This window comes from Chloroflexota bacterium (genome assembly GCA_016219275.1).
GTDB lineage: Bacteria > Chloroflexota > Anaerolineae > UBA4142 > UBA4142 > JACRBM01.
This window is the reverse complement of record JACRBM010000065.1, coordinates 21,075-45,698: the sequence shown is the minus strand read 5'-3', so window position 1 is coordinate 45,698 and position 24,624 is coordinate 21,075. Positions and strand designations below refer to the sequence as shown.

Here is a 24,624-nt window from a genome sequence, read left to right as displayed (position 1 = left end):
TCAATTCACAGGGATATATCGTCGGCGTCGTATGGTATAATGTCTTTGGGGTTCTCATGCGCTGCTCTTTCTTTGGTAGGATAGAGACAGTGTGCATGAGAACCCTGTTTAGTCAAAAAGTGAGTTTTGCGGTACTGCCTATTTTTAGTCTAAACTCGAATAAGAGGGAAACTGCAATGTTGAATCGTATTTCAAAATCTATCAAATACCGCGCGCTTTCTTTCTTACCGACTCGCCAGTCCCGATGCATCCTATTGCGGAAAATAGGAGTCCGTTTCGCGCCAACACGTGTCGGAACAATCCGAATGTGGGTGGATTTACGTGACGGCTTGGGACAATATTTTTTCATTCACCAAAAATACGAATCTTTCGAAACCGAATTGGTGGAAAAAATGGTCCAGACTGGAATGACCGTCGTTGATGTCGGCGCGAATATGGGATACTATACGGTCCTGTTCGCATCACGCATCGGTGATACTGGGACAGTAATCGCGATTGAACCTGATCCGACAAACATGCAACTGTTACAGCGCAACCTCCGATGGAATCATCTAGATAACGTAACCTGTGAACAGGCGGCGGCTATGGGGTATGAAGGAACAACTACGTTGTATCTTTCCAACATCAACAATGGTGATCATCGCGTATATAATGCGAAGGATGACGACTGTTTCAATCAAGGTATGGTTAGGACTGCTATCGAGGTACGGACGATTATCGTGGATGAATACCTCAAGAAAGAGTCCAAGTCCCCGGATATCGTCAAGATGGATATCCAGGGCGCCGAAATGCTGGCTCTGTCCGGTTTGCGTCACACACTGGAAAATCCCAATGTCATCTTATTGTGTGAATTCTGGCCCTATGCCTTGCGCCAAGCCGGCACAGACCCCATCCAGTTTCTGGAAACCCTATCGGGGTTGGGACTGCATCTATTTGAAATTCTCGAAGAAAACCGGACGGTTAAGCCGGCTGACCTAGCTGCCTTGCCATATCGTTTCTCTGATTCCGATTACGCTAACCTGATCTGTGTTCGACCAGAGCGCGGCGCTCAAATATCATTCTTGAAGAATTATTTTGAGGCATGCGGCAATTAGTTTGAGACATCAATAATGCAGAATGTGCCCCGCCTTACCGAACTTCCCCCACCTCCACCCGGTAAAACCGGCTGGCCCTGGACGGAAGAATGTGAACACTTGAATGACGATACCTTGCCGCGCGTGAGCATCGTTACGCCTTCGTTCAATCAAGGCGCATTCATTGAAGAGACGATTCGCTCGGTGCTTTTGCAAGGTTATCCGAATCTAGAATACATCATCATTGATGGTGGCAGCACTGACGACACTATCGCCATCATTCGCAAGTACGAACGATGGCTGGCATATTGGGTGAGCGAACCGGATTGCGGGCAGGTGGACGCGGTAGACAAGGGTTGGGCAAAAAGCTCTGGCACGATTCTCGCATATATTAATTCGGACGACACCTATCTGCCTAATGCCCTCGCGAATGTTATGCTTGCGTTTGCGGAGAATCCCGGCGCAGCAGCAGTCTGCGGCAGTGAGTTGGTGATAGATACAAGTGGAATAGTTATCACCGAGCGATTTATTGAATCGGTCACGCTCAATAGTCTCTTGCATTTCAACTTTGTTCCTCAGCCGTCTATCTTCCTCCGGCGAACCGCGTTTGAGCAAGCCGGTGGATTGGATCTGAATTTTCAAGTTGCGTTCGATTATGAGTTATGGACGCGATTAGTGCGGTATGGCGGGTTCCATTGCATCACGACAACGCTCGCCACAACCCGCTGGCATTCTTCCGCAAAAACTTTTGCGCAGCGTCCGCGCGTGTTGACAGAATTGAGGCGCACAGTTGACAAAGTATTGGCGAGTCCGGCGGGACAAACCATTCTGGCAGAGGAACAGCGCGCGATTCAAGCCGGCTTGAATTTTTTGGCTGTGTCCATTTTTTTGGACAATCCATTTCAGAATATCGCGCGGATTATTGCCAACACGATACGCGCAGTCGCCCAATCACCTGCCCGCACGCCACAATTGATTCGTTTGTTCGGTCACCGCGCGCGGGTCTTGTTGGCATATTATTGGTTGAAATACGGCAAACAGAAAAATGTCGCAAAGACACCCTGGGGCTTTGGTTACACCGGGATCCATTGGAGTGAATGGCATCATCGCCACGAAAACAACACGAGGATCGAACGTGCGAATCGCCATTGACGCGCAACTGCAACCAACCGGACAGTGGGGAGGCGTCGAACAATTCGTTTTAGGGCTGGTGCATGCCTTGGGCAAGTTGGATGACGGCGCGGAAAAATATGTCATTGTCGGACATTGGGAAAATGTGGATTGGCTCAAGCTGCACATTGGACCCAATCAACAACTCATCCAAGCGCCGCGTCCTAGTCCTCTCGCGTCGACGAAAGAATGGCTTGGTCCCCTGCGGGCGCCGGCTGGAAGATTGATGCGGCGCGTTCGTTATCTTGCTCGACGCGCCGTAGGTCTACCGGTGCCGGTGATGCTTGAACCTAACCGGTTCTACGAATCGCTTGGGGTTGCTATAGTTCATTTCCCATTCCAGATTTTTTCATACACGCGTACGCCATTCATTTACAACCCTCACGATTTACAACATCTACACTATCCGCAATTTTTTCCTCGCGAGGACATTGCCGCGCGCGAATCGTCGTGGCCCCTCGCGTGCCGGCTCGCGCAAGCGGTCGTGACCGATTCACGTTGGGTGAAGGAAGATGTTGCCCAACAGTACAGTATTGCGCCCGAAAAAATTTTTTCAATCCCTATGGGTCCGCCAACAGAATTGTACGGCGCGTTGACGGATGTGGATCTGGCAAACACGCGCGCCTGTTTTCAATTACCGGAGACCTTTGCCTTTTATCCCGCGCAAACCTGGCAACACAAAAATCATTTGCGTCTCATTGAAGCCATCGCGCTGTTGCGTGATCGCGATCACCTCGTACTGAACCTTGTTTGCACCGGCAAGCAGAACGAGTTTTACCGCGTGGTAGATCAACGCGTGCGCGAGTTACGGCTCGAAACGCAAGTGCGCTTCCTGGGTTTCATCGAGCCGACAGATTTGCGCGCGCTGTATCACCTGGCGCAGTTTGTGATTCACCCCAGTTTGTTCGAGGGCGGCGGATTGCCGATTCTCGAAGCGTTCCGCGAAGGCGCGCCGGTCGCGTGCTCCAATACAACTTCTTTGCCCGAGTACGCGGATGACGCCGCTTCGTACTTTGATCCCGCGTCGGTCGAGAGCATCGCCGAAGCCGCAAAGCGTATGATCACAGATGAGAAGTTGCGAGCATCGTTGCGGACGCGCGGCAGAGTGCGCGTGCAATCATTTACGTGGGAGCGCACGGCGAAGATGTATCGCGCGTTATATCGTAAAGTGATTGGAATGAGTTTGTCGGACGAAGAACGGCATTTACTGGAGAATTCGTGATAATGCAATTTGCTTGGAGACAGAATATTAAAACGTTCGGAATTGCTAGTGTGCTCGTTGTTGAGTTTTTACTGTTTTGCGTTTATTTTCAGAGCAATATCGTTCCGTACTATCCTAGAAATTGGGATCAGTTAGCAACCTATCGGGCGGTCTACCAAACTTATTTTGCGGTACGAGATGGCGGTGTTTCCCAGTTTTTCTTAAAGGATAATGCAATTATGCAGGGCGCGTTCAAAGGGTGGGTCGTTCCATTCTTAGGACTAGTTGGCACTTTTCTTTTGGGCCCACAACGGCTATCTATCGGGCTGGTCAATTTGTTTTTTTTCATACTTGGACAAATTGGGCTCGTTCATTTTTTTGAACGGCGTTACGGTTGGTTAGCCGGTGTATTAGCTTGGGGATTGTTCCTGTCAGGCACGATTCACAATTTTTTCGCCGGTGGCATAGATGATTTGCGCTTTGATTATGCCGGGATGGTTATATTTGGTCTTGCGTTTCTTTCCCTGGTGACGCTTTTGGAAAAACCAACGCGGCGTCATTTGTTGCGGTGTGCTGTGTGGGTGGGGCTTGGTTTAGCCACACGTTCGATTATTGTCGTTTATTTGGTAGGGATGGAAATGTTCCTTTTCGTTCTTTTGGCTTTCCAATGGTTTAGAAAAAAAGACGATTTGTTTTGGACAAACCGGGTGCGTGGTGTCGCTTCGTTGGTCGCTCTATCTTTATTGGGAACAGGATTTTTTCTTCTCGCAAACGGAAGCCAGTTAGCTGATTACTACGGCAAACTCAAAGTCACTCCTGAAGACTCAATTCGCCAAGCCGAATTCGGGATCAATTCATTGAAGGATTGGTTGTTCTATTATCCGCGTTCGGCGCGAACGCATTTCAGGGGTTATTTGAACATTGCCGCACTCTCAGTTCCTGTTTTCTTTCTAATCTGGATTTTGCAACGTCTTCGAGGTAAAGCAACCCAGTTAGGGTTGGATCATTCAAGACTAGCTCTATTTGCCGTTACGCTCGGAACAGCCGTTCTGACAATTTATACTGCATTGACTCTGTATTCCCCGTCACCGATTGTTATTGGTGTTCTGACGATTCCGCTTGCGGCAACCCTTGCGAATTGGCTTGTTGAAGGATTTCATAGATTGGGATCAGTCGTTGGTATGCGGTTGACAACCGGATTTATCGCGGCATTTGGACTGGCAAGTTATATCAATCCGATGATTACACCCCAATACATCAACATTTCTGCGCGCCGTGAAGGGGAAACGATCAATCAATTTCTAGATGATCTCGATAGAATGGTTGCCGCGCGTTTGGACAAGCCGGTTATCTACTGGATGTTTCCCCATCCGGGATTGCATCCGTATGCTTTTGAAATCTATCTGTACGAACATGGCGCTGAAACCTTGGTTCCCAATCTACGGCATGTCTATCCAACCATTTTTGCTACGACGCAAGATGTACTTGGGAAAACACTTGCTAGCTCTGATATTGTCGTGACTTATGTCCAAATGCCAAATAGAACTGGCTACGAGTACCCCTCTATTCGATCCTTAATGACATTCGAATCTACTTGGCGCGAACAGCTGGAAGATGAGTTTGTTTTGCGTCAAAGCTATACGATGATGGATGGGGAGGGAATCGTTGGCATTTTTATTCGGTCGGGCAACTGACCGAGTATGTCTTTGACTCAAGCCAGCCAGTTGATGGATGGGTTGATGCTGAGACTCAATGGAACATTTTTAGGAAATCCAGAATGTTGTTAACCTTGTGGTGCGTTTTTGTAACGCTTGGCAGTCTCTTCTTCTTTGGATTGCCTGTAACGGAATGGCTCTCTGATCCTGATAGCGGTGACGCGAGTTTGTGGATTGTGGCGCCCTTTGTTGGTTTGGGCATTATTATTCTTCCACTGCACACTTTGGTTTACTTGAATATCCCGATAAGTACTTCGACCTTGGGAATTTGGATACTCGGAGTGTTGCTGTGGTTCTCTTTGTTCATTACTGGACGTTTGACGAGGGTTTGGAGTAATGTGCCACACCCGGTACTGTTCGCCGCGTTGTCAGTTTATCTGCTTCAGGGTGTCGGTTTATTTCTAATTGGTGCCAGATACTATGTCGCGCGTGCATGGATTGACCAATTCAATTACACCGCGATTGCTCAATTTTTGACCGACTATGTATTTAGCACAACGTATGTGGACATTCATAATCAGCCGTACTTGGCGACCGCGATCGCTCTCAAACTTGATCGAATCGGTGTATCCATTTTCCAAGGTTTTCTTGGGGTCAGCACTTTTACTGATGCAAAAACTGTTTTCGAGTCTGCGATTCTTGTTTCCCCTGTCATGACTGCACTCGCGTTGTATCAAGTCGCACGTCGTTTAGCGTTGCCGCCACGGTTCACCGCATTTGTGGCGGTAGGGGCTGGAGTATTACCGGCAATCACATCAGTGCACGTGGAGACCTTTTTTTCGCAAGCACTGGGAATACCTTATTTGTTTATTCTGCCGACGTTGATGTTCGATTGGATTAACCAACCGACTTGGAAACGCTTGGTTATAGTGTCTGTCATCCTTGCAACCGGTGTTTCTGCTTATACAGAATTCCATTTGATTTTTGTTGGAACGCTCGCTTTGATGTTAGGATTCCAGATATGGCGTGAACATCTCAAGTTCACCTACTATGTGCGCGCCTTCTTTCTATTGAATGGCATTGCTTTGACGCTCAATCCTGGGTATCTCTATACCCTTTACGCGATTCTTCAACGCGTGGCTTGGTCTAACATATTGGCAAACATTTACCCATGGGCATACACGCTGGAAGGATTAGGGCGACTTTGGTTAGGTGATGCTGTTTTTCTTGCACGAGTTACTCCGTGGTTGGGTGTAATTTATGATGCGCTTTCGATCATCTTGATTGTCATGGGTTATTTGGGCTTGGGGTTGATGCTCAGGAAACGGCAAAATACAATTGCGTTATCTATGTTTGTTCTCGCAGTTTTGCCGCTCGGCATTCGTGCGAGCAACCAATTTCCGTACCAATTTTACAAACTCTTGCTTTCGATTAGTCCTTTACTATTGCTGGGGATCGCGGTACTTTTTAGCGAGCTTGAGATCACGCACACAAAGAACGCTATCTTGCGAAATGGGATAAACCTTAGTATGCTTGGGTTGGTTCTCCTCTTTTGCGCGGGTACGTTTGGCACAACCGCCATAGCCGGAATTTTTCCAGTGGTTGGACGTAGCATTGGTGCATCGCGTCTACTAGCGCCCGGCGCACGCCAAGCCCAAGATCGCTTATCGGAAATCCGCGGGCAGAACATATTGATCGTTGACAACGAAAGCTTTATGAACGCATGGCTTGGTTACTTTGCGCGGCACAATCGGGTTTGGATTGCCAATCCCAAGATGAGTGATACCAGTGTGGCAAAGATACAGACCTTCCAAGATTTACCGGATGACATTTGGGTGTTGACGACATCGGCAGATGTGGGTGCAAACACAGATTCCGCTATCCAACCTATTTGGTCAGCTGAGCCATATCAGCTTGGAAAGATTTCAAATAAAGATTGGATCGTTATAACAGCGATCAAGAATGCGAATGGCATTGAAGAATGGAACGGCGACCGCGGTTTGTGGTTGGGCGATGGGGATACCGAAATAAACTTTGTTTCAAGTAAAGAAGGTCGCGCCACTATTACGGCAGAGTTTACGCGTGGACCTAGTCTACCCAATACGCTAGAACGGCAGCTCTTAGTTCTTGCTGATAGCGGCTATTCTGCAGGAGTGACAATTGCACGTGATGGAGCGCAGTCTTTCTCTGTGCCTGTGATCGCCGGTCCGAATCGCCTGATTTTGCGACCACTCGACAGACCTACGTTGCCCGAACTGTCCAATGGAGACGCGCGTCCTTTGCTTCTAGGTGTGCGTGGTTTACATATCAATCTTTCGGATTCCAACCAGTGATCAAAACTAATGTGGATTTCCCGTGGCCTACTCCGCCTGGTTTTTCTAGCAAGCCGGTCTGGACCGGACACGGTTTTCAAATCGGAAATGTCTTAACGCCAATTCTTTCTTATCAGGTGGCTGAGTCTGGCTGGACCGATGCGTTGACCGAGTTTCACGAAGACACCGCTGGAGCGAATCATTTTATTGACCGCGCCTCGCGTTGCCATGCATTGGATCAACTCCGCCACGTCAAGACCGAGTCGCCAGTGATTCTGGAGATTGGTTGTTCGTCTGGGTTTATGCTCCGCCTCATTCGTGAACATCTGTCACGTGCGTTTGTGATCGGTTCGGATTATGTGTGCGGTCCGCTTGAGCGTCTCGCGGAGAATTTGCCGGATGTGCCGCTGTTGCAATTCGACCTGGTCACATGTCCACTCCCGGACGAAAGTATTGACGCTGTGATTCTGCTGAACGTTCTGGAACACATTGGAGACGATTCCGCGGCGATGCGCCAGGTTTATCGAATTCTCAAGCCGGGTGGAATCGCGGTGATCGAAGTGCCAGCCAACCAACGCTTGTACGATGTGTACGACAAATTGCTGATGCACCATCGCCGTTACGCACCCCAAGATTCGCGTCAGATTGTTATGGGATCGGGATTCCAAATCATTAAGCAATCCCATCTCGGATTCTTTTTGTATCCGGGATTCTGGCTCATCAAAATGCGCAACAAACGTTTTCTGTCTGCGGAGCGGGTTGTATACAAACAAATTGTGTCACAGAACATTCGCAGTACCGGGAACAGCCGCCTGTTCGATGCGCTGATGCGCTTGGAACTGACACTCGGAAACCGCGTCGCCTATCCATTCGGGATTCGTTGTCTAGTAACGTGCATCAAAGCAACAGGGTAAAATTAGATGTTGAAAAAAACGATCCTCGCATGGTCAGCGATTCAACAACAGTTTGTGTTACACCGGACTCTTCTTCTTGAGCGATCGCTATTTTGTTTCCGCTGTTGCTTCTGCTGTCTACAAATACAATTTTCTACGTGGACTGGTACAACCATCTATGGCAAGTTGGTTATTACGGCAAGTACTGGGCTGTTCATGGTACCTTTCCAGTAACACTGAATACGGATGACCGGTTACTCGTCGCGTTTCCGACGTTCTATGGATACTTGTTCTATCCGGTCCTTGGAATAATCAGTAGCCTTACAGGACCAAATCTGGCAATTCGCTTGGCTGTCTTGTTGCTATGGGTTGTAAAGTTCTGGCTTGTTTACAAGCTGACATTCCAAATTTCCAAAGACAGCGGCATCGGTATGGTTTTGGCTTGTTTGACTAGTTGGGAAATTTACCCTTTGACGAATCTATACAATCGTTCTGCGTTGACTGAGTTGTTTGCCACCGGCTTGGTAACATGTTCCCTTTGTTCATTCATGTTGATGTTGATGGAGAAATCTATTGCCAAGGAAATATTCTATCTGCTTATCACCGGCGTGGAACTTTCTCTGGCTTTGGCATCGCATCCAATCACGGCGCTTTATGCCATCCCTTTCTTCGGGGCATTGCTCCTGGCTACGATTCTAGTTGCGTTCTATTACCGATACAAAGAACTCGCGCGTTCGGTGATTTCTGGCACGCTCTTGTGTATCTTCGTTGTTCTTGTGATGTTGCCATGGCTTTATGCAACAATCATCTTCTCCAAATCTATGCGTATTTCATCCAGTGCTTGGCAAATCTCACCAATAGATTCGGGGATGGCGATTTTCCCCGATGATATAGACCATGTTTTTACGCGCTTCGCATTTTTCCCTTATGATCGGCGGAGCCAGTTGAGGGGAATAAGTGAAGTTTCGACGCCATTTTTAGATGCGCAAGTGGACATGCCGCTGCTAATCTTTTGTGTAACGTTGATTCTGTTTGTATTGGGAAAGGAAAACACCAATCAAGAAGGTATGCTACGCCGCGCTTTTGGCCGAGCCTTATTGGGAGTGTCGCTGATAATGTTTTGTTTTGCCACGTTCCTTTCGCTCTCTGATTTGCCTTATCGCTATTTGCCTGCTTTCGTTCGGTTGATCCAGTTCCCCTACCGCCTGGTTACCTGTCAAAATCTCATGTTATTCGTTGCCGCGCTATCCTTGCTTCTGATTTCACAGCATCGTTTTCGGACAAAAAGTATCCGGTTGGTCGTCGTCACAATCTGCATCACGCTTGGCGCAGTGGGTGTCTGTGTGAAACTTTCCCACGGTTTCGCGATTGTCCAATCTGCTTTCCCTTGGCAGTCTTACAACCGAAACTGGAGTGACGAGGCTTCCTATTTATCTCTTCCACCTACTTTTTATGGGCGCGATGACTATACCTTCCAATCTGCTTCACAGTTGCCGGATGATTTTCTGCCTTTGGGATTACCATTGGGGCAAGGCAAAGATTTTGGTAGGCCGCTCCCCATCACCATTTATCTTTCAGAATCAACGTGGATGCAAACGAACATTGCCGCCTCTCCCTGGAATTCTTATAATGGACCCAAGAATTCGGACACAAAAGTTGGGAAAATAAGGTGGTAAAATGCCACCATGCGAAAACATTATTCAGACACGTTCAAAGCCGAAGTCGTGCTTGAACTCCTAAAAGAAGAGAAGACCGTTGCGCAAATTGCGTCCGCACGGCATGTGCACCCGAACCAGATCTATGAATGGAAAGCGATTGTCCTGCGCGACCTGGTGACGCTCTTCAGCCAAACGCATAAAGGCGAAACCGTACTGAAAGCCGAATACGAGCAACGTCTCGAAGAGTTGTATGCCGAGATCGGGCGCTTGACGACCCAGGTCAAGTGGCTCAAAAAAAAATCTGGCATCCCAACTGACTCGGACGGAACGCGTGGCACTCGTTGAACGCGGACCTGACCGCACGTTCCCACTCAAGACCCAAGCCGAGTTGCTCAGTTTGAATCGCAGCGGACTGTATTACCAACCGACTCCGCCTTCGGCAGAAGAAGTCGCGATCAAACATCGCATTGACGAGATCTATACTGAACATCCGTTCTGCGGCTCACGGCGCATCGCGGCGGTGTTGCGCCCCGACTTCATCGTCAATCGCAAAGCCGTGCAACACCACATGCGCGAGATGGGTATCGCCGGCATTGTGCCTGGTCCGAACTTGAGTAAGCGGAATGCGGAGCACAAAATTTACCCGTATTTACTGCGGAATCTGAAGGTCACCCGCCCAAATCAAGTGTGGGGGATTGACATTACCTACATTCGTCTGCACGCCGCATGGCTGTATCTGGTCGCCGTGCTGGATTGGTTCTCACGCTATGTGATTAGTTGGGAACTCGATCAAACCTTGGAACTGCCGTTTGTGGTGAGTGCCGTGCAACGGGCGCTCGCGCAAGCGACGCCTGAAATCTGGAACAGCGATCAAAGCAGTCATTTCACGAGTCCGCAATACACCGACTTGCTGTTAGCCGCGCATGTGCAAATCAGCATGGATGGTCGCGGACGCGCCTTGGACAACATTTTTGTTGAACGCTTGTGGCGCTCGGTCAAGTATGAAGAAGTGTATCTGCATGATTACACGACCCCGCGCGAAGCACGCCAAGGACTCACGCGCTACTTTGAGTTCTACGATCACGAGCGTCCGCATCAGCCCTTGGATTATCGTACGCCAGCCGACGTGTACTTCGGCAGACCTTGAATCTCACCCAGTCCACGACCTGGGTTTGTGGATAGTGTGGACAACTGAAAACCAAGTTGCCCACACTATCCACAAACTCGACTGCTACGACGGCGGCTGCGTCCGTCGCCGATCCTAATCAGAGAGGAGAAAGTTCCACCTTAATTTTGACCATTTTGTGTCTTGACAGAGGGGTCCACCTTATCTGTGGTTGTAGATGATGTTCCTTTGCCTGAGGATGAAATCCGCGTCAACCAATCCCAGCTAATGGTACTAATAAAACCTGGAGCACACGTCGTTGAAGCACATTTTTTGCCCAATGCCATCTTTGTGTTGTTACGAAATACGAGTTTTAGTTGCTTTTCTTTATGAGCAGGCGCTACAGTTGTCTTTGCGGTTCTTGTTATAGCAGAAGGACGTTGGTGGAGTTCTCGGGGTCGCACAGTTTGACCCATGTGTACTGGTGCAAAAGCATCTGCTTCGGTATTTGACATTTGATTGGTGGGAGACGGAATCGTGATTGATCAGCCACATATCAGTCTCATCATTCCCGCATACAACGAAGTCGCGCGCATCGCGCAAACGATCGGCGAAGCGCGCGATTATTTTGCGCGCCGAAACCTCGCGTGCGAGATTATCGTCGCGGCGGATGGCGACGACGGCACGCGCGAGCGCGTCGCCGAATTAGCGCGTACGGATTCACTGCTCACGGTTATCGGCAGCCCCGAACGCCGCGGCAAAGGGCGCGGTATTCGCCAGGCGGTCGCGCGCGCGCGCGGCGCGCTCATTGGGTTTACCGACGCGGACAACAAAACGCCGATTGACGAATTCGCCAAGTTCGAGCCGCACCTGCGCGCCGGCGTCGAGGTGGTCATCGGCTCGCGCGGCTTGCGTGATTCGTATATCGAACACGCCCAACCATTTCATCGCCGCATCGGTTCCAAGGGTTTCGCGATTTTTATGCACGCGGTCGTTGGCTTGAACGACATCATAGATACGCAGTGCGGGTTCAAATTCTTTCAACGCGACGTCGCACGCGATTTGTTCGCGCGTCAAGTGATTGACGGCTATATGTTCGACGTGGAAATTTTGTATCTCGCCGAACAAGCCGGGTATCGCATCGTCCAAGTGCCGGTGCGCTGGCGCGATGATGGCGATAGCCGCTTGGTGTTATTCGGCGGCAACGTTCGCAACGCGCTCGACGTGTTTCGGGTTCGCCTGCGCGGCGCGCGCCGTATCGCGGCATTGAATTTGGAGCAGGAGTAAATCGTGCATTGCGTTGTGACCGGCTGCGCCGGGTTTATTGGAAGCAATCTCACAGATCGTTTGTTGCGCGATGGGCACGCGGTCGTCGGGTACGACAACCTGGCGACCGGGCAAACGGAATTTTTGAGCCACGCGCGACAATCATCGCGATTTCAATTCACGCGTGGCGACACGCTCGATCTCGACGCGCTGACCGACGCAACGCGCGGTGCGGAGATCGTGTTCCATCTGGCGGCAAATGCCGATGTCCGTTTCGGCACACAACATCCGCGCAAAGACTTGGAGCAAAACACGATTGCGACGTACAATGTGCTCGAAGCGATGCGCCGCAACGACGTTCGGCGCATCGTGTTCGCGTCCACCGGTTCGATCTACGGCGAGCCGCAGATTTTCCCAACGCCGGAAAACGCGCCGTTTCCGATTCAAACGTCGTTGTACGGCGCGTCGAAACTCGCGGCGGAGGGATTGATTCAAGCGTATGCCGAAGGATTCGGAATGCGCGGGTATATTTTCCGGTTCGTCTCGATTCTTGGCGAACGGTACACGCACGGGCACGTGTTCGATTTCTACAAACAACTGCGCGAGCATCCTGACCGGCTCGATATTCTCGGCAACGGCAAGCAACGCAAGTCGTACCTCTACGTGCAGGATTGTCTCGACGCGATTTTTGTCGCGCTCGATCGCGCGCACGACAAGGTGAACGTTTTCAACCTTGGCACGGATGAATATTGCCAGGTGGACGACTCGATTGGCTGGATTTGTGATTACCTTAAATTATCGCCGCAGCGCGTGTACGCCGGCGGCGAGCGCGGTTGGATCGGCGATAGTCCGTTCATCTTTCTCGACGCCGCGAAAATTCGCGCACTCGGTTGGCAACCCAAGTTGACGATTCGCGAGGGGATCGTTCGCACGGTGCAATACCTCGAACAAAATCCCTGGGTGTTGGAGAGGCGATGAACGTCGCAACAATTGGTTTGTGGCATCTCGGCACAGTCACGTCCGCGTGCCTCGCCTCGGTCGGGCATCGCGTCGTCGCGTTCGATCACGACGCGGAATTGATTCGCGCGTTGAGCGTTGGTCGCTTGCCGGTCGCCGAACCTGGTCTGGACGAACTGACGCGCAAAAATTTGGACGCGGGCACATTGCGATTCTCAGCCGACCCGCGCGATCTCGCGGACGCGGAGGTTGTGTGGGTGACGTACGATACGCCGGTGGACGAGAACGACGTCGCGGATGTGGAGTACGTCGTCCAACGCGTCAACGCGATTTTTCCGCATTTACGCGATGACGCGCTCGTGCTGATCTCGTCGCAAATGCCGGTCGGTTCGACGCGCCGGCTCGCGGAAATGTACGCGCGCGCTTTGCCGAACGGTCGCGCGTCGTTCGCGTACTCGCCGGAAAATTTGCGGCTGGGCAAGGCGCTCGACGTGTTTCTGTATCCCGACCGTGTGGTGGTCGGCGCGCGCACCGAAGCGGATCGCGCGCGCATCGCCGAGTTGTTCAAGCCGATCACGGACAAGCTCGAATGGATGTCGGTCGAGTCGGCGGAGATGACCAAGCACGCGCTCAACGCGTTTCTCGCGACCTCGGTCACGTTCATCAACGAAATCGCGTCGCTGTGCGAACGTGTCGGCGCGGATGCGCGCGAGGTCGAGCGGGGACTCAAGAGTGAAGCGCGCATCGGACCGAAAGCGTACTTGCGTCCGGGTGGCGCGTTTGCTGGCGGTACGCTCGCGCGCGATATCGCGTTCCTGGTCGAGGTCGGGCACGCACACAACACACCAACGAATTTGCTCGCGGCGGTACGCACGAGCAACGACGAGCACAAACACTGGGCGCGTCGCGCGCTCACGCACGCGCTCGGCGATCTGCGCGGCAAGACGATTGCTGTGCTTGGCTTGACGTACAAACCTGGGACGGACACGCTGCGTCGTTCGAGCGCGGTCGAGTTGTGTCACTGGTTGCGCGAACAAGGCGCGCCCGTCGTTGTGTTCGACCCCGCGGTGAAATCGTTGCCCGATGAATTATCGCGCGTGATCGAGTTGCGCGATTCGATTGCGTTGGCGTTGCGCGACGCCGACGCCGCGGTCATCGCGACCGAGTGCCCCGAATTTGCGACGCTCATGGCGGACGATCTTGTACGCGCGATGCGCCAACCGATTGTGCTCGACGCGAGCCGCTTTCTCGAAAAGAACCTGGGACGCGATACGCGCATTCGTTACATCGCAGTAGGAAAATCGCAATGAAACTTCAAGGGCAACGCACACTCATCACCGGCGCAAGCCAGGGCTTTGGTCTCGCGGTCGCGCGTGCGTTCGTCGCCGAAGGCGCGGACGTGATGTTGTGCGCGCGGAACGAATTGGCATTGGCACGCGCTCAACGCGAGGTCGCGGCGCTTGGCATGGCGCGCGTCGCCGCAATGCACGCCGATGTGTCGCGGCGGGAGGATGTCGAACGACTCGTTGAAGCGACACTCGCACAACTGGGCGGACTCGACATCGTCGTGTCGAACGCGGGCGTGTACGGTCCCAAGGGCGCGATTGAAAACGTGGATTGGGACGAGTGGGCGCAAGCGATTGCAATTAATTTGCTCGGCACAGTTTTGCTTTGTCGCGCAGTCGTGCCGCACCTGAAGCAGCAAAAGCATGGCAAGATCATCATTCTTTCCGGCGGCGGCGCGACCAAGCCGATGCCGAATCTCAGCGCGTACGCCGCATCGAAAGCCGGCGTCGTACGGTTTGGTGAAACACTCGCGGAAGAAGTGCGCGACTGGAACATTGACGTGAACTCGATCGCACCCGGCGCGCTCAACACGCGGTTGCTCGACGAAATCTTGCAAGCCGGACCCGAACAAGTTGGGCAGGCATTTTACGAACAATCGCGTAAACAAAAAGAGCAGGGCGGCACGCCGCTCGAACGCGGCGCAGCGTTGTGTGTGTTTCTCGCAACGCGCGCGAGCGACGGCATCACCGGCAAGTTGATTAGCGCGGTCTGGGATCCCTGGGAACAACTGCCACAGTATCGCGATGATTTGGCGCGCACGGATATTTACACGCTGCGGCGCATCGTGCCGAAAGAACGCGGCAAGGATTGGGGATAATTTCTATCCGCGAATTACGCGAATTTACGCGAAAAAATGACACTGGAGCATCGCAACTATAAATTTGGAATTCACCGCCGAGACGCCGAGGGCGCAGAGAAAAAACAAAAAAAATTCTGCGTTCTCTGTGTGCTCCGCGCCTCTGCGGTAAAAATTTCTGCAATGATTCGGCAACGGTGCTACGCTCTCGGAAAATTAGCGGAGATTCGCGTAATTCGGGGATAACTTGAGAACAGCAATGAACGTCGCAATTATCGGTTGTGGCTTGATCGGACAGAAACGCGCGCGCGCGTTGGCGGGCGCAAAACTCGTCGCGTGCGCGGACATTGCGCTGGAACGCGCCGAGTCGCTCGCGCGAACCGCGCCGGGCGCGCGTGCGTACTCCGATTGGCGCGCGGTAGTTGAACGCGCGGATGTGGACATCGTGATCGTCGCGACGACGAACAACTTGCTCGCCGAGATCACACTCGGCGCGGTGAACGCGGGCAAGCACGTGCTCGTCGAAAAACCGGCGGCGCGCCGCGCGGCGGAACTCGCGCCCGTTATAGACGCGGCGAAACAGAAACACGTTTGCGTGCGCGTCGGGTTCAACCATCGCTATCATCCGGCGTTTCGCAAGGCGCGCGAGATTTTTGAATCGGGTGCGCTCGGCGAAATGATGTTCGTGCGCGCGCGCTACGGACACGGCGGACGCATCGGCTACGACAAAGAGTGGCGCGCGAATCCGGACATTTCCGGCGGCGGGGAGTTGATTGACCAGGGCGTGCATCTGATTGATCTCGCGCGCTGGTTTCTCGGCGATTTCGTCGAGACGCAAGGTTTCGCGCACACGTACTTTTGGCAAATGCCAGTGGACGATAACGCGTTCATGCTTTTGAAAACCGCGCAACAACAGACCGCGTTCCTGCACGTTAGTTGCACCGAATGGAAAAATCTCTTTTCGTTTGAGATTTACGGTCACGATGCGAAACTCGACATCAGCGGTCTCGGCGGCAGTTACGGTGTCGAGCGGTTGGCGTTCTACAAAATGTTGCCGCAGATGGGTCCACCTGAAACGACGATCTGGGAATATCCGATGGGCGACGCGTCCTGGGAAAACGAATTCGTGGAATTCCTCGACGACATTCGTTTCGGGCGCGAACCCGCCGCGAATTTACGTGACGCGCGCGCGGCGCTGGAAATCGTCGAAGAAATTTATCGAAAATCCAAATAGCCATCCTCACCCCTCACTCCCTTTGCCCCCTCTCCCCTCTCCTGAAACTGAACTTCGTTTCAGGAGAGGGGAGAGGGGGTTGGGGGAGCGGGGTGAGGCGAATCTACTAATCCAAAATCACAAATCGAAAATCCAAAATGATCATCACGCGTAGTCCTCTGCGTATTTCGCTCGGCGGCGGCGGCACCGATCTGCCGTCGTACTATCGCGAGCATGGCGGCTTTTTGATCGCCGCCGCGATTGACAAGTACGTCTATGTCTCGGTCATTCGTCCGTTCGCGCCGGGCATCTTTCTCAAGTACTCCCAACTCGAAAAAGTCGAACAGATTGATCAGGTGCAACATCGCATCATCCGCGAATCGTTGCGTTTGCTCGATTTCAAAACGCCCCAAATTGAAATCACGACGCTCGCCGATATTCCCGCCGGCACCGGGCTGGGATCGTCAGGCAGTTTCACCGTCGCGTTGCTTCGCGCCTTGTTCGCGCATCGTCGTCGTCTCGTCCTGATGAGCGAGTTGGCGCGGCTCGCGTGTGAAATCGAAATCGAACGCTTGGGCGAGCCGGTCGGCAAGCAAGATCAGTACATCGCGGCATACGGCGGCATCACCTGTTTTCATTTCAACCCGGACGATTCGGTGAACGCCGCGCCGCTCAAAATCAGCATGGACACGCTGTTCGATTTGGAAGACAACCTGCTCTTGTTCTTTACCGGCTTTTCGCGCAGCGCGGGGAGCATTCTGCAAGATCAACAAAAACGCACGCAACAAGCCGATTCTAGCATGTTGCAAAATTTGCATTACGTCAAAGAACTAGGGTTGCAAACGCAACGCGTGCTCGAAGCGAATCATCCGGCAGAACTGGGTGAGATTATGCACACGCATTGGGAACACAAACGCAAACGTTCCGCTGGGATGAGCAATCCGCAAATTGACGAGTGGTACGACCTGGGTCGCAAGAACGGCGCGATTGGCGGCAAACTCGTCGGCGCAGGCGGCGGCGGCTTTTTGATGTTCTACGCCGAAGACCGCAAACGTCTGCGCCAAGCGATGGCGCACGCGGGCTTGGAAGAAGTGCGATTTCGTTTTGACTTTGAAGGAACCAAGGTGATGTTATCGTGATGTTGCCGGTCGCGATCCTTGCCGGCGGTCTCGCGACACGATTGCGACCGCTGACCGAAACGATTCCCAAGTCGTTGCTCGATGTGAACGGCGAACCATTCATCGCGCATCAGTTGCGACTGTTGCGTTCGCGCGGCGTCACACGCGTGGTCATCTGCGCCGGGTATCTCGGCGAGAGGATTCAGCAAGTCGTCGGCGATGGCGCGCACTGGGGAGTGCGCGCCGATTTTTCGTTTGACGGCGATCAACTGCGCGGCACTGCCGGCGCGTTGAAACGCGCGCTGCCCTTGCTCGGCAACGCGTTTTTCGTTTTGTACGGCGATTCGTATTTGCCGTGCGATTATCGCGCCGCGCAAACCGCGTTCGAAGCGAGCGGCAAACTCGCGTTGATGACGGTCTACCTGAATGCCGGACGTTGGGACAAGAGCAACGTCGAGTTTGCCGATGGACGCATTTTGGTGTACGATAAGCGCCATGCAACGCCACAAATGCGCCACATTGATTACGGTTTAGGTGTGTTGCGCGCGTCGGCGTTCGCCGATGTGCCGACGAACGAACCGTACGATCTCGCGACGCTGTATCAGAACTTGCTCGCGCGCGGCGAACTTGCCGGGTACGCGGTGGCGGAGCGTTTCTACGAAATCGGCTCGTTCGAGGGTTTGGAAGAAACGCGACACTATCTGGTGGAACAAGGAACAATCGCAATGAGTTTCACGAAACAATTTTTGGATGAAGCAATTGAAATTATTCAGCAATTAGATACGAACGCGATCGAGCGCGTCGCCGCGATGCTCGCCGATACGCGCGCGCGCGGCGGTCGCTTGTTCATCCTGGGTGTGGGTGGGAGCGCGGCGAACGCGTCGCACGCGGTCAACGATTTCCGCAAACTTGCCGCGCTCGAAACGTACGCGCCGACCGACAACGTGTCCGAACTCACTGCGCGCACGAACGACGAGGGCTGGGCAAGCGTGTTCGCCGAGTGGCTCAAGGTCAGCCGCCTGCGCCCCGACGACGCACTCCTAGTCTTTTCGGTTGGCGGCGGCGATCTCAAAAAAAATGTCAGCCCGAATTTGGTTAGCGCGTTAAAGTACGCCAAAGAGATCGGCGCGCGCGTCCTGGGAATTGTCGGGCGCGATGGCGGTTACACCGCGCAGGTTGCGGACGCGTGCGTGATCATTCCAACGGTGAATGCGGCGCACGTGACCCCGCACGCCGAAGCGTTTCAAGCCGTCGTGTGGCATTTGCTCGTCACGCATCCCGCGCTCAAAGCCGCGCCGACCAAGTGGGAATCGGTGCGATGACGCGCGCGGTATTTTTTGATCGCGATGGCGTGCTCAATCGCGCGATCGTGCGCGAGGGCAAGCCGCATCCGCCGGCGAATCTCGATCAATTGGAAATTCCTGGCGATGCGCGGGACGCGTTGCGCGCGTTGCGCGCGGCGGGATTTTTGCTGATCGGCGTGACGAATCAGCCGGACGTGGCGCGCGGAACGCAAACGCGCGCGATGGTCGAAGCGATCAACGCCGCGTTGCGCGCGCGTTTGCCGCTCGACGAAATTCGCGTGTGCTATCACGATGATGCGGACGCGTGCGAATGTCGCAAGCCCGCGCCGGGTTTGCTCGTCCAAGCCGCGCGTGAATACAACATTGATCTCGCCGCGAGTTTTATGATCGGCGACCGCTGGAAAGATGTACAAGCCGGACGCCGCGCCGGTTGTCGCACGATTCATCTCGACGGCAGATATGCGGAGACGTGGCGCGGCGCGTCTGCGGACGTGCGCGTGCAGTCACTCCGCGACGCGGCGGAGTGGATCATCATGACAAGTGGAGGCAACATCGGGATGAAAGCGATCAGTGATTTGCGCGTCAAAATATTTGCGGATGGCGCGGACAAGGCGGGGATGCTCGAAATGTATCGCCAGCCGTTCATCAAGGGGTTTACGACGAATCCGACGCTGATGCGTAAAGCCGGCATCGCGGATTACACCGCGTTCGCGCGCGATATGTTGCAGGCGATTCCAGATCGTCCGATTTCATTCGAAGTGTTCTCGGACGAGTTTGCGGAGATGGAACGCCAAGCGCGCTTGATCGCGCAGTGGGGCGCGAATGTCTACGTCAAAATTCCGGTGACGAACACGCGCCGCGAATCCGCGATTCCACTCATTCGTCGCTTGGCGGACGCGGGCATCCAGTTGAACGTCACCGCGATGATGACGCTCGCGCAAGTGCGCGACGTGAGCGCGGCGCTCGCGGGCGGCGCGCCGTCGTGCGTATCCGTGTTCGCCGGGCGCATCGCCGATACGGGACGCGACCCGGTGCCGATGATGGCGGCGGCGGTCGAACTCATCCGTCCGTACCCAAACGTCGAATTGATCTGGGCAAGCCCGCGCGAATTGCTCAACGTGTTTCATGCGGATGCGATCGGGTGTCACATCATCACCGTGACAAATGATATTCTCAAGAAACTGAATCTCGTCGGCAAAGACCTGGACGAGTATTCGCTCGATACCGTGAAAATGTTTTACGACGACGCCGCCAAGGTTGGCTATTCGTTGTGATCGCGTTGGCTGATCTACCGTCCGCGCCTGCCGGCAAAACCGGTTTTCCCTGGACGACTGGAAGCGTTCTGGGACACGGCGACGCGAATCTACCACGCATCAGCATCGTCACCCCGTCGTTCAATCAAGCCGCGTTCATCGAGGAAACGCTGCGTTCGGTGCTGTTGCAGAGTTATCCCAACTTGGAGTATATTGTCGTTGACGGCGGCAGTACCGATGGCTCGGTCGAGATCATTCGCCGATACGAACGTTGGTTGACCTGGTGGGTCAGTGAGCCGGATCGCGGGCAGGCGCACGCGCTCAACAAAGGATTCGCGCGCGCGACCGGCGACCTGGTTGCGTGGATCAATAGCGATGATCGTTATTTGCCGAACGCGTTCGCGCGGGTCGCGGAAACATTCCGGCAGAATCCGGCGGCAGGTCTCGTGTTCGGTAAAATCGAATTGCTGCTCGACGACCGCGCACAGGTGATCGGTTATCCGACGCGCGCGGAACGAATGCTCGACGAACTCGTGTTGCCGTACCAGCCGGCTTGTTTTTTTGCGCGAGCGGTTTTGCAACGCGTGGGCGCGTTGAACGAGGCGCTCGCGTACGCGCTCGATGCGGACTTGCTCGTGCGTGTGATGGCGAATGCCGATTGCATCGGTGTGCCGGACGCGCTTGCTTCATTCCGCGTCCAAGCCGCGAGCAAGACGAGCACCGCCGAAGCGAAATTCGCCGCCGAGTTGCTGGCGATTCTCGATGCAGTGCTCGCGCAGCGCGCGGCATATCCCAAGTGGCAAACGCGCGACGCGCGTGAACTGCAAAGCATTTTCTACCGTCGCGCCAGCAAGCATCTTTATATGGGCAATCGGTTTAGCGCGTCGTTGCGCTTGATCATCCTCGCGGCGCGACGAAACCCGCGTGCAACGTGGAGCATCGCGCAAGACGAAGGCATCGGTTGGTTGACGCGCCGCGCGTTGCCGCCGGGCATCTATCGCAAATTGAGTGCGTCCGTCCGCGCGCGAAATTAGTTTTTGGATTGGCTTGGTCTCTCGGATCGTGAAATGACACCCGTATCGGTTTCAGTGGTAATTCCCTGTTTCAACGTCGAACACACCATCGGGCTTGCGCTGGATTCGGTGGCGGCGCAGACGCGTCCGGTTTGCGAAGTGATTTGCGTAGACGATGCGAGTACGGATCATACGCGCCGTGTGATTGCAGATTGGCAGGCGCGCAATGCCGCAACGCCGGTGCGGGTTTTGCAAATGCCGCGCAACAGTGGACCGAGCGCGGCGCGCAACCTGGGATGGGACGCGGCGGTCGGCGAGTATATCGCGTTCCTCGACGCAGACGACGCGTGGCATCCGCAAAAAATCGCGGTGCAGTACGAGTGGATGCGCACGCATCCGCCAGTGGCGTTGAGCGGTCACACGCATCTCGTCGCGGAGCAGAGCGACCGCACCGCGTTGCCGATGTTGAGCGCGCCGCGCGCCTACACCATCGCGCGCGACGAGATTCTGATTTCAAATCCGTTCGTCACACCTTCGGTGATGCTCAAGCGCAGCTTGACCGAACGTTTCAATCCGCAGCGGCGGTACACCGAAGATTACTTGCTCTGGATGCAGATTTGCTTGGCGCAGCATATCGTCGTGCTTTTAGACTTGCCGCTCGTCATTGTGTCGCGCGGAGCCGGGCAATCCAAGTTGAGCCGGAATTATTTCCGGATGCGCGTGGGCGATGTTCAGAACTATTGGCAACTCTGGCGCGCCCATCAAATCGGTTTGTTCCGGATGATTTTCTTGATTCCCTTTTCGTTATTGAAATTCTTGCTGTTGTTGACGTTTCCCAGCACGCACGCGGCGATCAAGCGGCGATTGTACACGCAACCGTTGCCGGAAGAGGACTAGAGCGATTCACCGCGCGACATGACACTCGATCTCTCGATTTGCATCCTCACGCGCCAGGCGCGCGAGATTCTGCGCGATTGTTTGCGCTCGATTCCAGCCAACACGCACCGCGTCACGTACGAGATCATCGTCGTGGATAATGCGTCGAGCGATGGCACGCGCGAAATGTTGCGCGACGAATTTCCACGTGTGCGCGTCATCGCGAACGACCACAACGCCGGCTTTACGCGGGCGAGCAATCAGGCGATCCGGGCGAGCGTGGGGCGCTACGTGTTATTGCTGAACAACGATACGCTCATCCTACCCGACGCGTTTGAGCGTCTGATCGCCTTTGCCGACGCGCATCCCGCGATTGGAATCGTCAGTCCCAAGGTGCTAAACCGCGACGGCACGCTGCAGAAACAATGCCGGCGTAGCTATGCGACACCCTGGGATTTGTTCTGTTATTTTTCCGGTTTGGCGACGCGTTATCCACAAAGCCGCTTGTTCGGACGATACTTGATGACGTACATGGACGAGAATGTGACACACGCGGCGGACGCGGTGTCGGGATCGTGTATGCTCATCCGCCGCGCAGTGCTCGACCAAATCGGTTTGCTCGACGAACGATTTTTTGCGTACCAAGAGGACACGGATTTTTGTTTTCGCGCGCGGCAAGCCGGCTGGCACGTGTACTATTTTCATCAAGCGGAGATCATTCATTTTGGCGGACAAGGCGGTTCGCGCGTCGAGCCGTATCGCTCGATTATCGAATGGCACAAGTCGTACTTTCGTTACTATCGCAAGAATCTCGCGCGGCGATATTTTTTTCTGTTTAACTGGTTTTACTATCTGGTCATGCTTTTGAAACTCGCAACCGCGCTCGCCGTGAATTTCGTGCGCGCCGAAAAATTTGCCGGCAGCAAAAAGCCGTAAGCGGCGGATGGCAAATCGCGAATGGCGAATCGCAAATCGCGAATGGCGAATCGCAAATCCAAAATCCAATTTCCAAATTCTAAACTCCAACCATGCCTATCTCGCTTCGTTTGAACGAACACCGAACATTGCTCGTCGTCGTTGACCTGATCTTGGTCAACCTGACGACACTGTTCGCGTTTTGGATCATGGCGGTGCGCGCGGGGTGGCTCTTCGATTCGGCGTATGTATCGCGTCAGGTTGGCTGGTTTGTGTTTCTTTCGGCGTTGTGGGTGTCGTCCGCGTTTCTCAATGGATTCTATGATCCGCAACGCGTCACCAATCTGACGGCGGCGGCGACGGCATTGTTTCGTACCGTCGCGCTCATCATAATCGTTTATCTCTTCATCTACTTTTTTTCGGCAACGCCGGAGTACTTGCCGCGCGGGGTGGTCGGATACCAAGGCGCGGCGAGTTTCGTGTTGATTACGGCGTGGCGCGCGTTGTACGGTTATTACATTCAACGTCCAACTTTTGGACGCAAGGTCATCATTATCGGCGCGGGGTGGGCGGGGCAGACCATCGCCCAGGCGATTCAGCAGTACGCGCCGGCGCATTATCGTATCGTCGGATTCGTGGACGACGACCCGACCAAAGACACGCTCGGCGCGTCGCGCGATTTGGCGCGGCTCGTCAAGGAACACCAAGCGCCTGAAGTGATTCTCGCAATTTCGCACAACCTGACGACGACGCTGTTTCAGGCGCTGATGGATTGTAAAGAGCAAGGCGCACAGATCACATTGATGCCGGTATTGTATGAGCAACTCACCGGACAGATTCCGATCGAGCACATTGGCGACAATTGGAATGTTGCGTTGCCGCTCGAGTCGAAAGAGGCGAGCGGTTTCTACCCGTTCGCCAAACGCGCGTTTGACATCGTTGGCGCGTTGATTGGGTTGATCGTGTTATTGCCGTTCTTGCCTTTGGTCGCGCTCGCCATCTGGCTGGATTCGCCCGGACCGATTTTTTATACCCAGGTGCGCGTCGGCAAGGGCGGCAAGGTGTTCTATCCCATCAAGTTGCGCACGATGGTTGCGAATGCTGAACCGGATGGACACGCGCACCGCGCGCAAGTCAACGATCCGCGCGTCACGCGCGTGGGGCGCTGGCTTCGCAAGATGCGGCTCGACGAAATGCCGCAGTTGTTGAACGTGCTCCAGGGCGATATGAGCGCAGTGGGTCCGCGCCCCGAACGTCCCGAACATCTCGCCGAGTTGGACGCGGCGATTCCCTTTCATCGCTTACGCAACGCGGTCAAGCCCGGCATGGCGGGCTGGGCGGTCGTGAATTACGATTACATTGACAGCATTGAGGATGCGCGCATTCGTTTGCAATACGATTTGTATTACATCAAACATCAGTCGCTTGCGCTCGATGTCCTCATTCTCTTGCGGACGATGGGGCACATGTTCGCGTTGCGCGGACGCTAAACCAGGTAG

20 protein-coding genes and 1 pseudogene are annotated in these 24,624 nt (G+C 53.9%); all 21 read left to right on the top strand.

What is annotated here, in order from left to right:
• Positions 1-176 precede the first annotated feature (176 nt).
• On the top strand, positions 177-1,094 hold the full coding sequence (locus HY868_18370; GenBank protein ID MBI5304106.1) for an FkbM family methyltransferase: 918 nt from the start codon (positions 177-179) through the stop codon (positions 1,092-1,094).
• A gap of 15 nt (positions 1,095-1,109) precedes the next feature.
• Positions 1,110-2,225, top strand: a complete 1,116-nt coding sequence (locus HY868_18365) for a glycosyltransferase (GenBank protein ID MBI5304105.1) — start codon at positions 1,110-1,112, stop codon at positions 2,223-2,225.
• Positions 2,209-3,465 carry a glycosyltransferase family 4 protein gene (locus tag HY868_18360; GenBank protein ID MBI5304104.1) on the top strand — a complete coding sequence of 419 codons (1,257 nt, stop codon included), beginning with the start codon at positions 2,209-2,211 and terminating at the stop codon, positions 3,463-3,465. Before HY868_18365 ends, HY868_18360 begins: the two co-directional genes overlap by 17 nt.
• 2 nt (positions 3,466-3,467) lie before the next feature.
• Entirely contained in the window at positions 3,468-5,138 is a 1,671-nt protein-coding gene (locus HY868_18355; GenBank protein ID MBI5304103.1) for a hypothetical protein, read from the top strand.
• An 83-nt stretch (positions 5,139-5,221) separates the two neighbouring features.
• Positions 5,222-7,432 carry a hypothetical protein gene (locus tag HY868_18350; GenBank protein ID MBI5304102.1) on the top strand — a complete coding sequence of 737 codons (2,211 nt, stop codon included), beginning with the start codon at positions 5,222-5,224 and terminating at the stop codon, positions 7,430-7,432.
• Entirely contained in the window at positions 7,429-8,325 is an 897-nt protein-coding gene (locus tag HY868_18345; protein ID MBI5304101.1) for a class I SAM-dependent methyltransferase, read from the top strand. The genes HY868_18350 and HY868_18345 overlap by 4 nt, the downstream gene beginning before the upstream one ends.
• A 92-nt stretch (positions 8,326-8,417) precedes the next feature.
• Positions 8,418-9,980: a hypothetical protein gene (locus HY868_18340; protein ID MBI5304100.1), complete on the top strand. Its 1,563-nt coding sequence runs from the start codon at positions 8,418-8,420 to the stop codon at positions 9,978-9,980.
• A gap of 9 nt (positions 9,981-9,989) precedes the next feature.
• A protein-coding gene (locus HY868_18335) for an IS3 family transposase (GenBank protein MBI5304099.1) occupies positions 9,990-11,109 on the top strand; the annotation gives its coding sequence in 2 pieces (ribosomal slippage) (positions 9,990-10,262 and positions 10,264-11,109; 1,119 coding nt in all).
• Between the two features lie 495 nt (positions 11,110-11,604).
• Complete coding sequence (locus HY868_18330; protein MBI5304098.1) at positions 11,605-12,354, top strand: glycosyltransferase family 2 protein; 750 nt, start codon at positions 11,605-11,607, stop codon at positions 12,352-12,354.
• A gap of 3 nt (positions 12,355-12,357) precedes the next feature.
• Entirely contained in the window at positions 12,358-13,311 is a 954-nt protein-coding gene (locus HY868_18325) for an NAD-dependent epimerase/dehydratase family protein (GenBank protein MBI5304097.1), read from the top strand.
• Positions 13,308-14,600, top strand: coding sequence for a UDP-glucose/GDP-mannose dehydrogenase family protein (locus HY868_18320; GenBank protein ID MBI5304096.1), 1,293 nt, complete (start codon positions 13,308-13,310; stop codon positions 14,598-14,600). The genes HY868_18325 and HY868_18320 overlap by 4 nt, the downstream gene beginning before the upstream one ends.
• Positions 14,597-15,454, top strand: coding sequence for an SDR family oxidoreductase (locus HY868_18315; protein MBI5304095.1), 858 nt, complete (start codon positions 14,597-14,599; stop codon positions 15,452-15,454). The genes HY868_18320 and HY868_18315 overlap by 4 nt, the downstream gene beginning before the upstream one ends.
• Positions 15,455-15,692: 238 nt before the next feature.
• Positions 15,693-16,667, top strand: a complete 975-nt coding sequence (locus HY868_18310) for a Gfo/Idh/MocA family oxidoreductase (protein MBI5304094.1) — start codon at positions 15,693-15,695, stop codon at positions 16,665-16,667.
• A 137-nt stretch (positions 16,668-16,804) separates the two neighbouring features.
• A complete protein-coding gene (locus HY868_18305; protein ID MBI5304093.1) occupies positions 16,805-17,785 on the top strand; it encodes a galactokinase in 981 nt (326 codons plus the stop codon).
• Positions 17,785-18,453: pseudogene (locus tag HY868_18300) on the top strand (nucleotidyltransferase family protein). The gene HY868_18305 and the pseudogene HY868_18300 overlap by 1 nt, the downstream one beginning before the upstream one ends.
• 36 nt (positions 18,454-18,489) lie before the next feature.
• Positions 18,490-19,086 carry an SIS domain-containing protein gene (locus tag HY868_18295; GenBank protein ID MBI5304092.1) on the top strand — a complete coding sequence of 199 codons (597 nt, stop codon included), beginning with the start codon at positions 18,490-18,492 and terminating at the stop codon, positions 19,084-19,086.
• On the top strand, positions 19,083-20,342 hold the full coding sequence (locus HY868_18290; GenBank protein ID MBI5304091.1) for a transaldolase: 1,260 nt from the start codon (positions 19,083-19,085) through the stop codon (positions 20,340-20,342). The genes HY868_18295 and HY868_18290 overlap by 4 nt, the downstream gene beginning before the upstream one ends.
• A gap of 68 nt (positions 20,343-20,410) precedes the next feature.
• On the top strand, positions 20,411-21,355 hold the full coding sequence (locus tag HY868_18285; GenBank protein MBI5304090.1) for a glycosyltransferase: 945 nt from the start codon (positions 20,411-20,413) through the stop codon (positions 21,353-21,355).
• A gap of 33 nt (positions 21,356-21,388) precedes the next feature.
• On the top strand, positions 21,389-22,231 hold the full coding sequence (locus HY868_18280) for a glycosyltransferase family 2 protein (GenBank protein MBI5304089.1): 843 nt from the start codon (positions 21,389-21,391) through the stop codon (positions 22,229-22,231).
• 18 nt (positions 22,232-22,249) lie between these two features.
• Entirely contained in the window at positions 22,250-23,146 is an 897-nt protein-coding gene (locus HY868_18275) for a glycosyltransferase family 2 protein (protein MBI5304088.1), read from the top strand.
• Between the two features lie 92 nt (positions 23,147-23,238).
• Positions 23,239-24,615: a sugar transferase gene (locus HY868_18270; protein ID MBI5304087.1), complete on the top strand. Its 1,377-nt coding sequence runs from the start codon at positions 23,239-23,241 to the stop codon at positions 24,613-24,615.
• Positions 24,616-24,624: the final 9 nt, after the last annotated feature.

Excerpts from the sequence above, each read along its gene's own strand:
- HY868_18370 (MBI5304106.1), top strand. The coding sequence starts at position 177 with ATGTTGAATCGTATTTCAAAATCTATCAAATACCGCGCGCTTTCTTTC.
- HY868_18365 (MBI5304105.1), top strand. The coding sequence starts at position 1,110 with ATGCAGAATGTGCCCCGCCTTACCGAACTTCCCCCACCTCCACCCGGT.
- HY868_18355 (MBI5304103.1), top strand. The coding sequence starts at position 3,468 with ATGCAATTTGCTTGGAGACAGAATATTAAAACGTTCGGAATTGCTAGT.
- HY868_18350 (MBI5304102.1), top strand. The coding sequence starts at position 5,222 with ATGTTGTTAACCTTGTGGTGCGTTTTTGTAACGCTTGGCAGTCTCTTC.
- HY868_18320 (MBI5304096.1), top strand. The coding sequence starts at position 13,308 with ATGAACGTCGCAACAATTGGTTTGTGGCATCTCGGCACAGTCACGTCC.
- HY868_18315 (MBI5304095.1), top strand. The coding sequence starts at position 14,597 with ATGAAACTTCAAGGGCAACGCACACTCATCACCGGCGCAAGCCAGGGC.
- HY868_18310 (MBI5304094.1), top strand. The coding sequence starts at position 15,693 with ATGAACGTCGCAATTATCGGTTGTGGCTTGATCGGACAGAAACGCGCG.
- HY868_18305 (MBI5304093.1), top strand. The coding sequence starts at position 16,805 with ATGATCATCACGCGTAGTCCTCTGCGTATTTCGCTCGGCGGCGGCGGC.
- HY868_18295 (MBI5304092.1), top strand. The coding sequence starts at position 18,490 with ATGAGTTTCACGAAACAATTTTTGGATGAAGCAATTGAAATTATTCAG.
- HY868_18290 (MBI5304091.1), top strand. The coding sequence starts at position 19,083 with ATGACGCGCGCGGTATTTTTTGATCGCGATGGCGTGCTCAATCGCGCG.
- HY868_18280 (MBI5304089.1), top strand. The coding sequence starts at position 21,389 with ATGACACCCGTATCGGTTTCAGTGGTAATTCCCTGTTTCAACGTCGAA.
- HY868_18275 (MBI5304088.1), top strand. The coding sequence starts at position 22,250 with ATGACACTCGATCTCTCGATTTGCATCCTCACGCGCCAGGCGCGCGAG.
- HY868_18270 (MBI5304087.1), top strand. The coding sequence starts at position 23,239 with ATGCCTATCTCGCTTCGTTTGAACGAACACCGAACATTGCTCGTCGTC.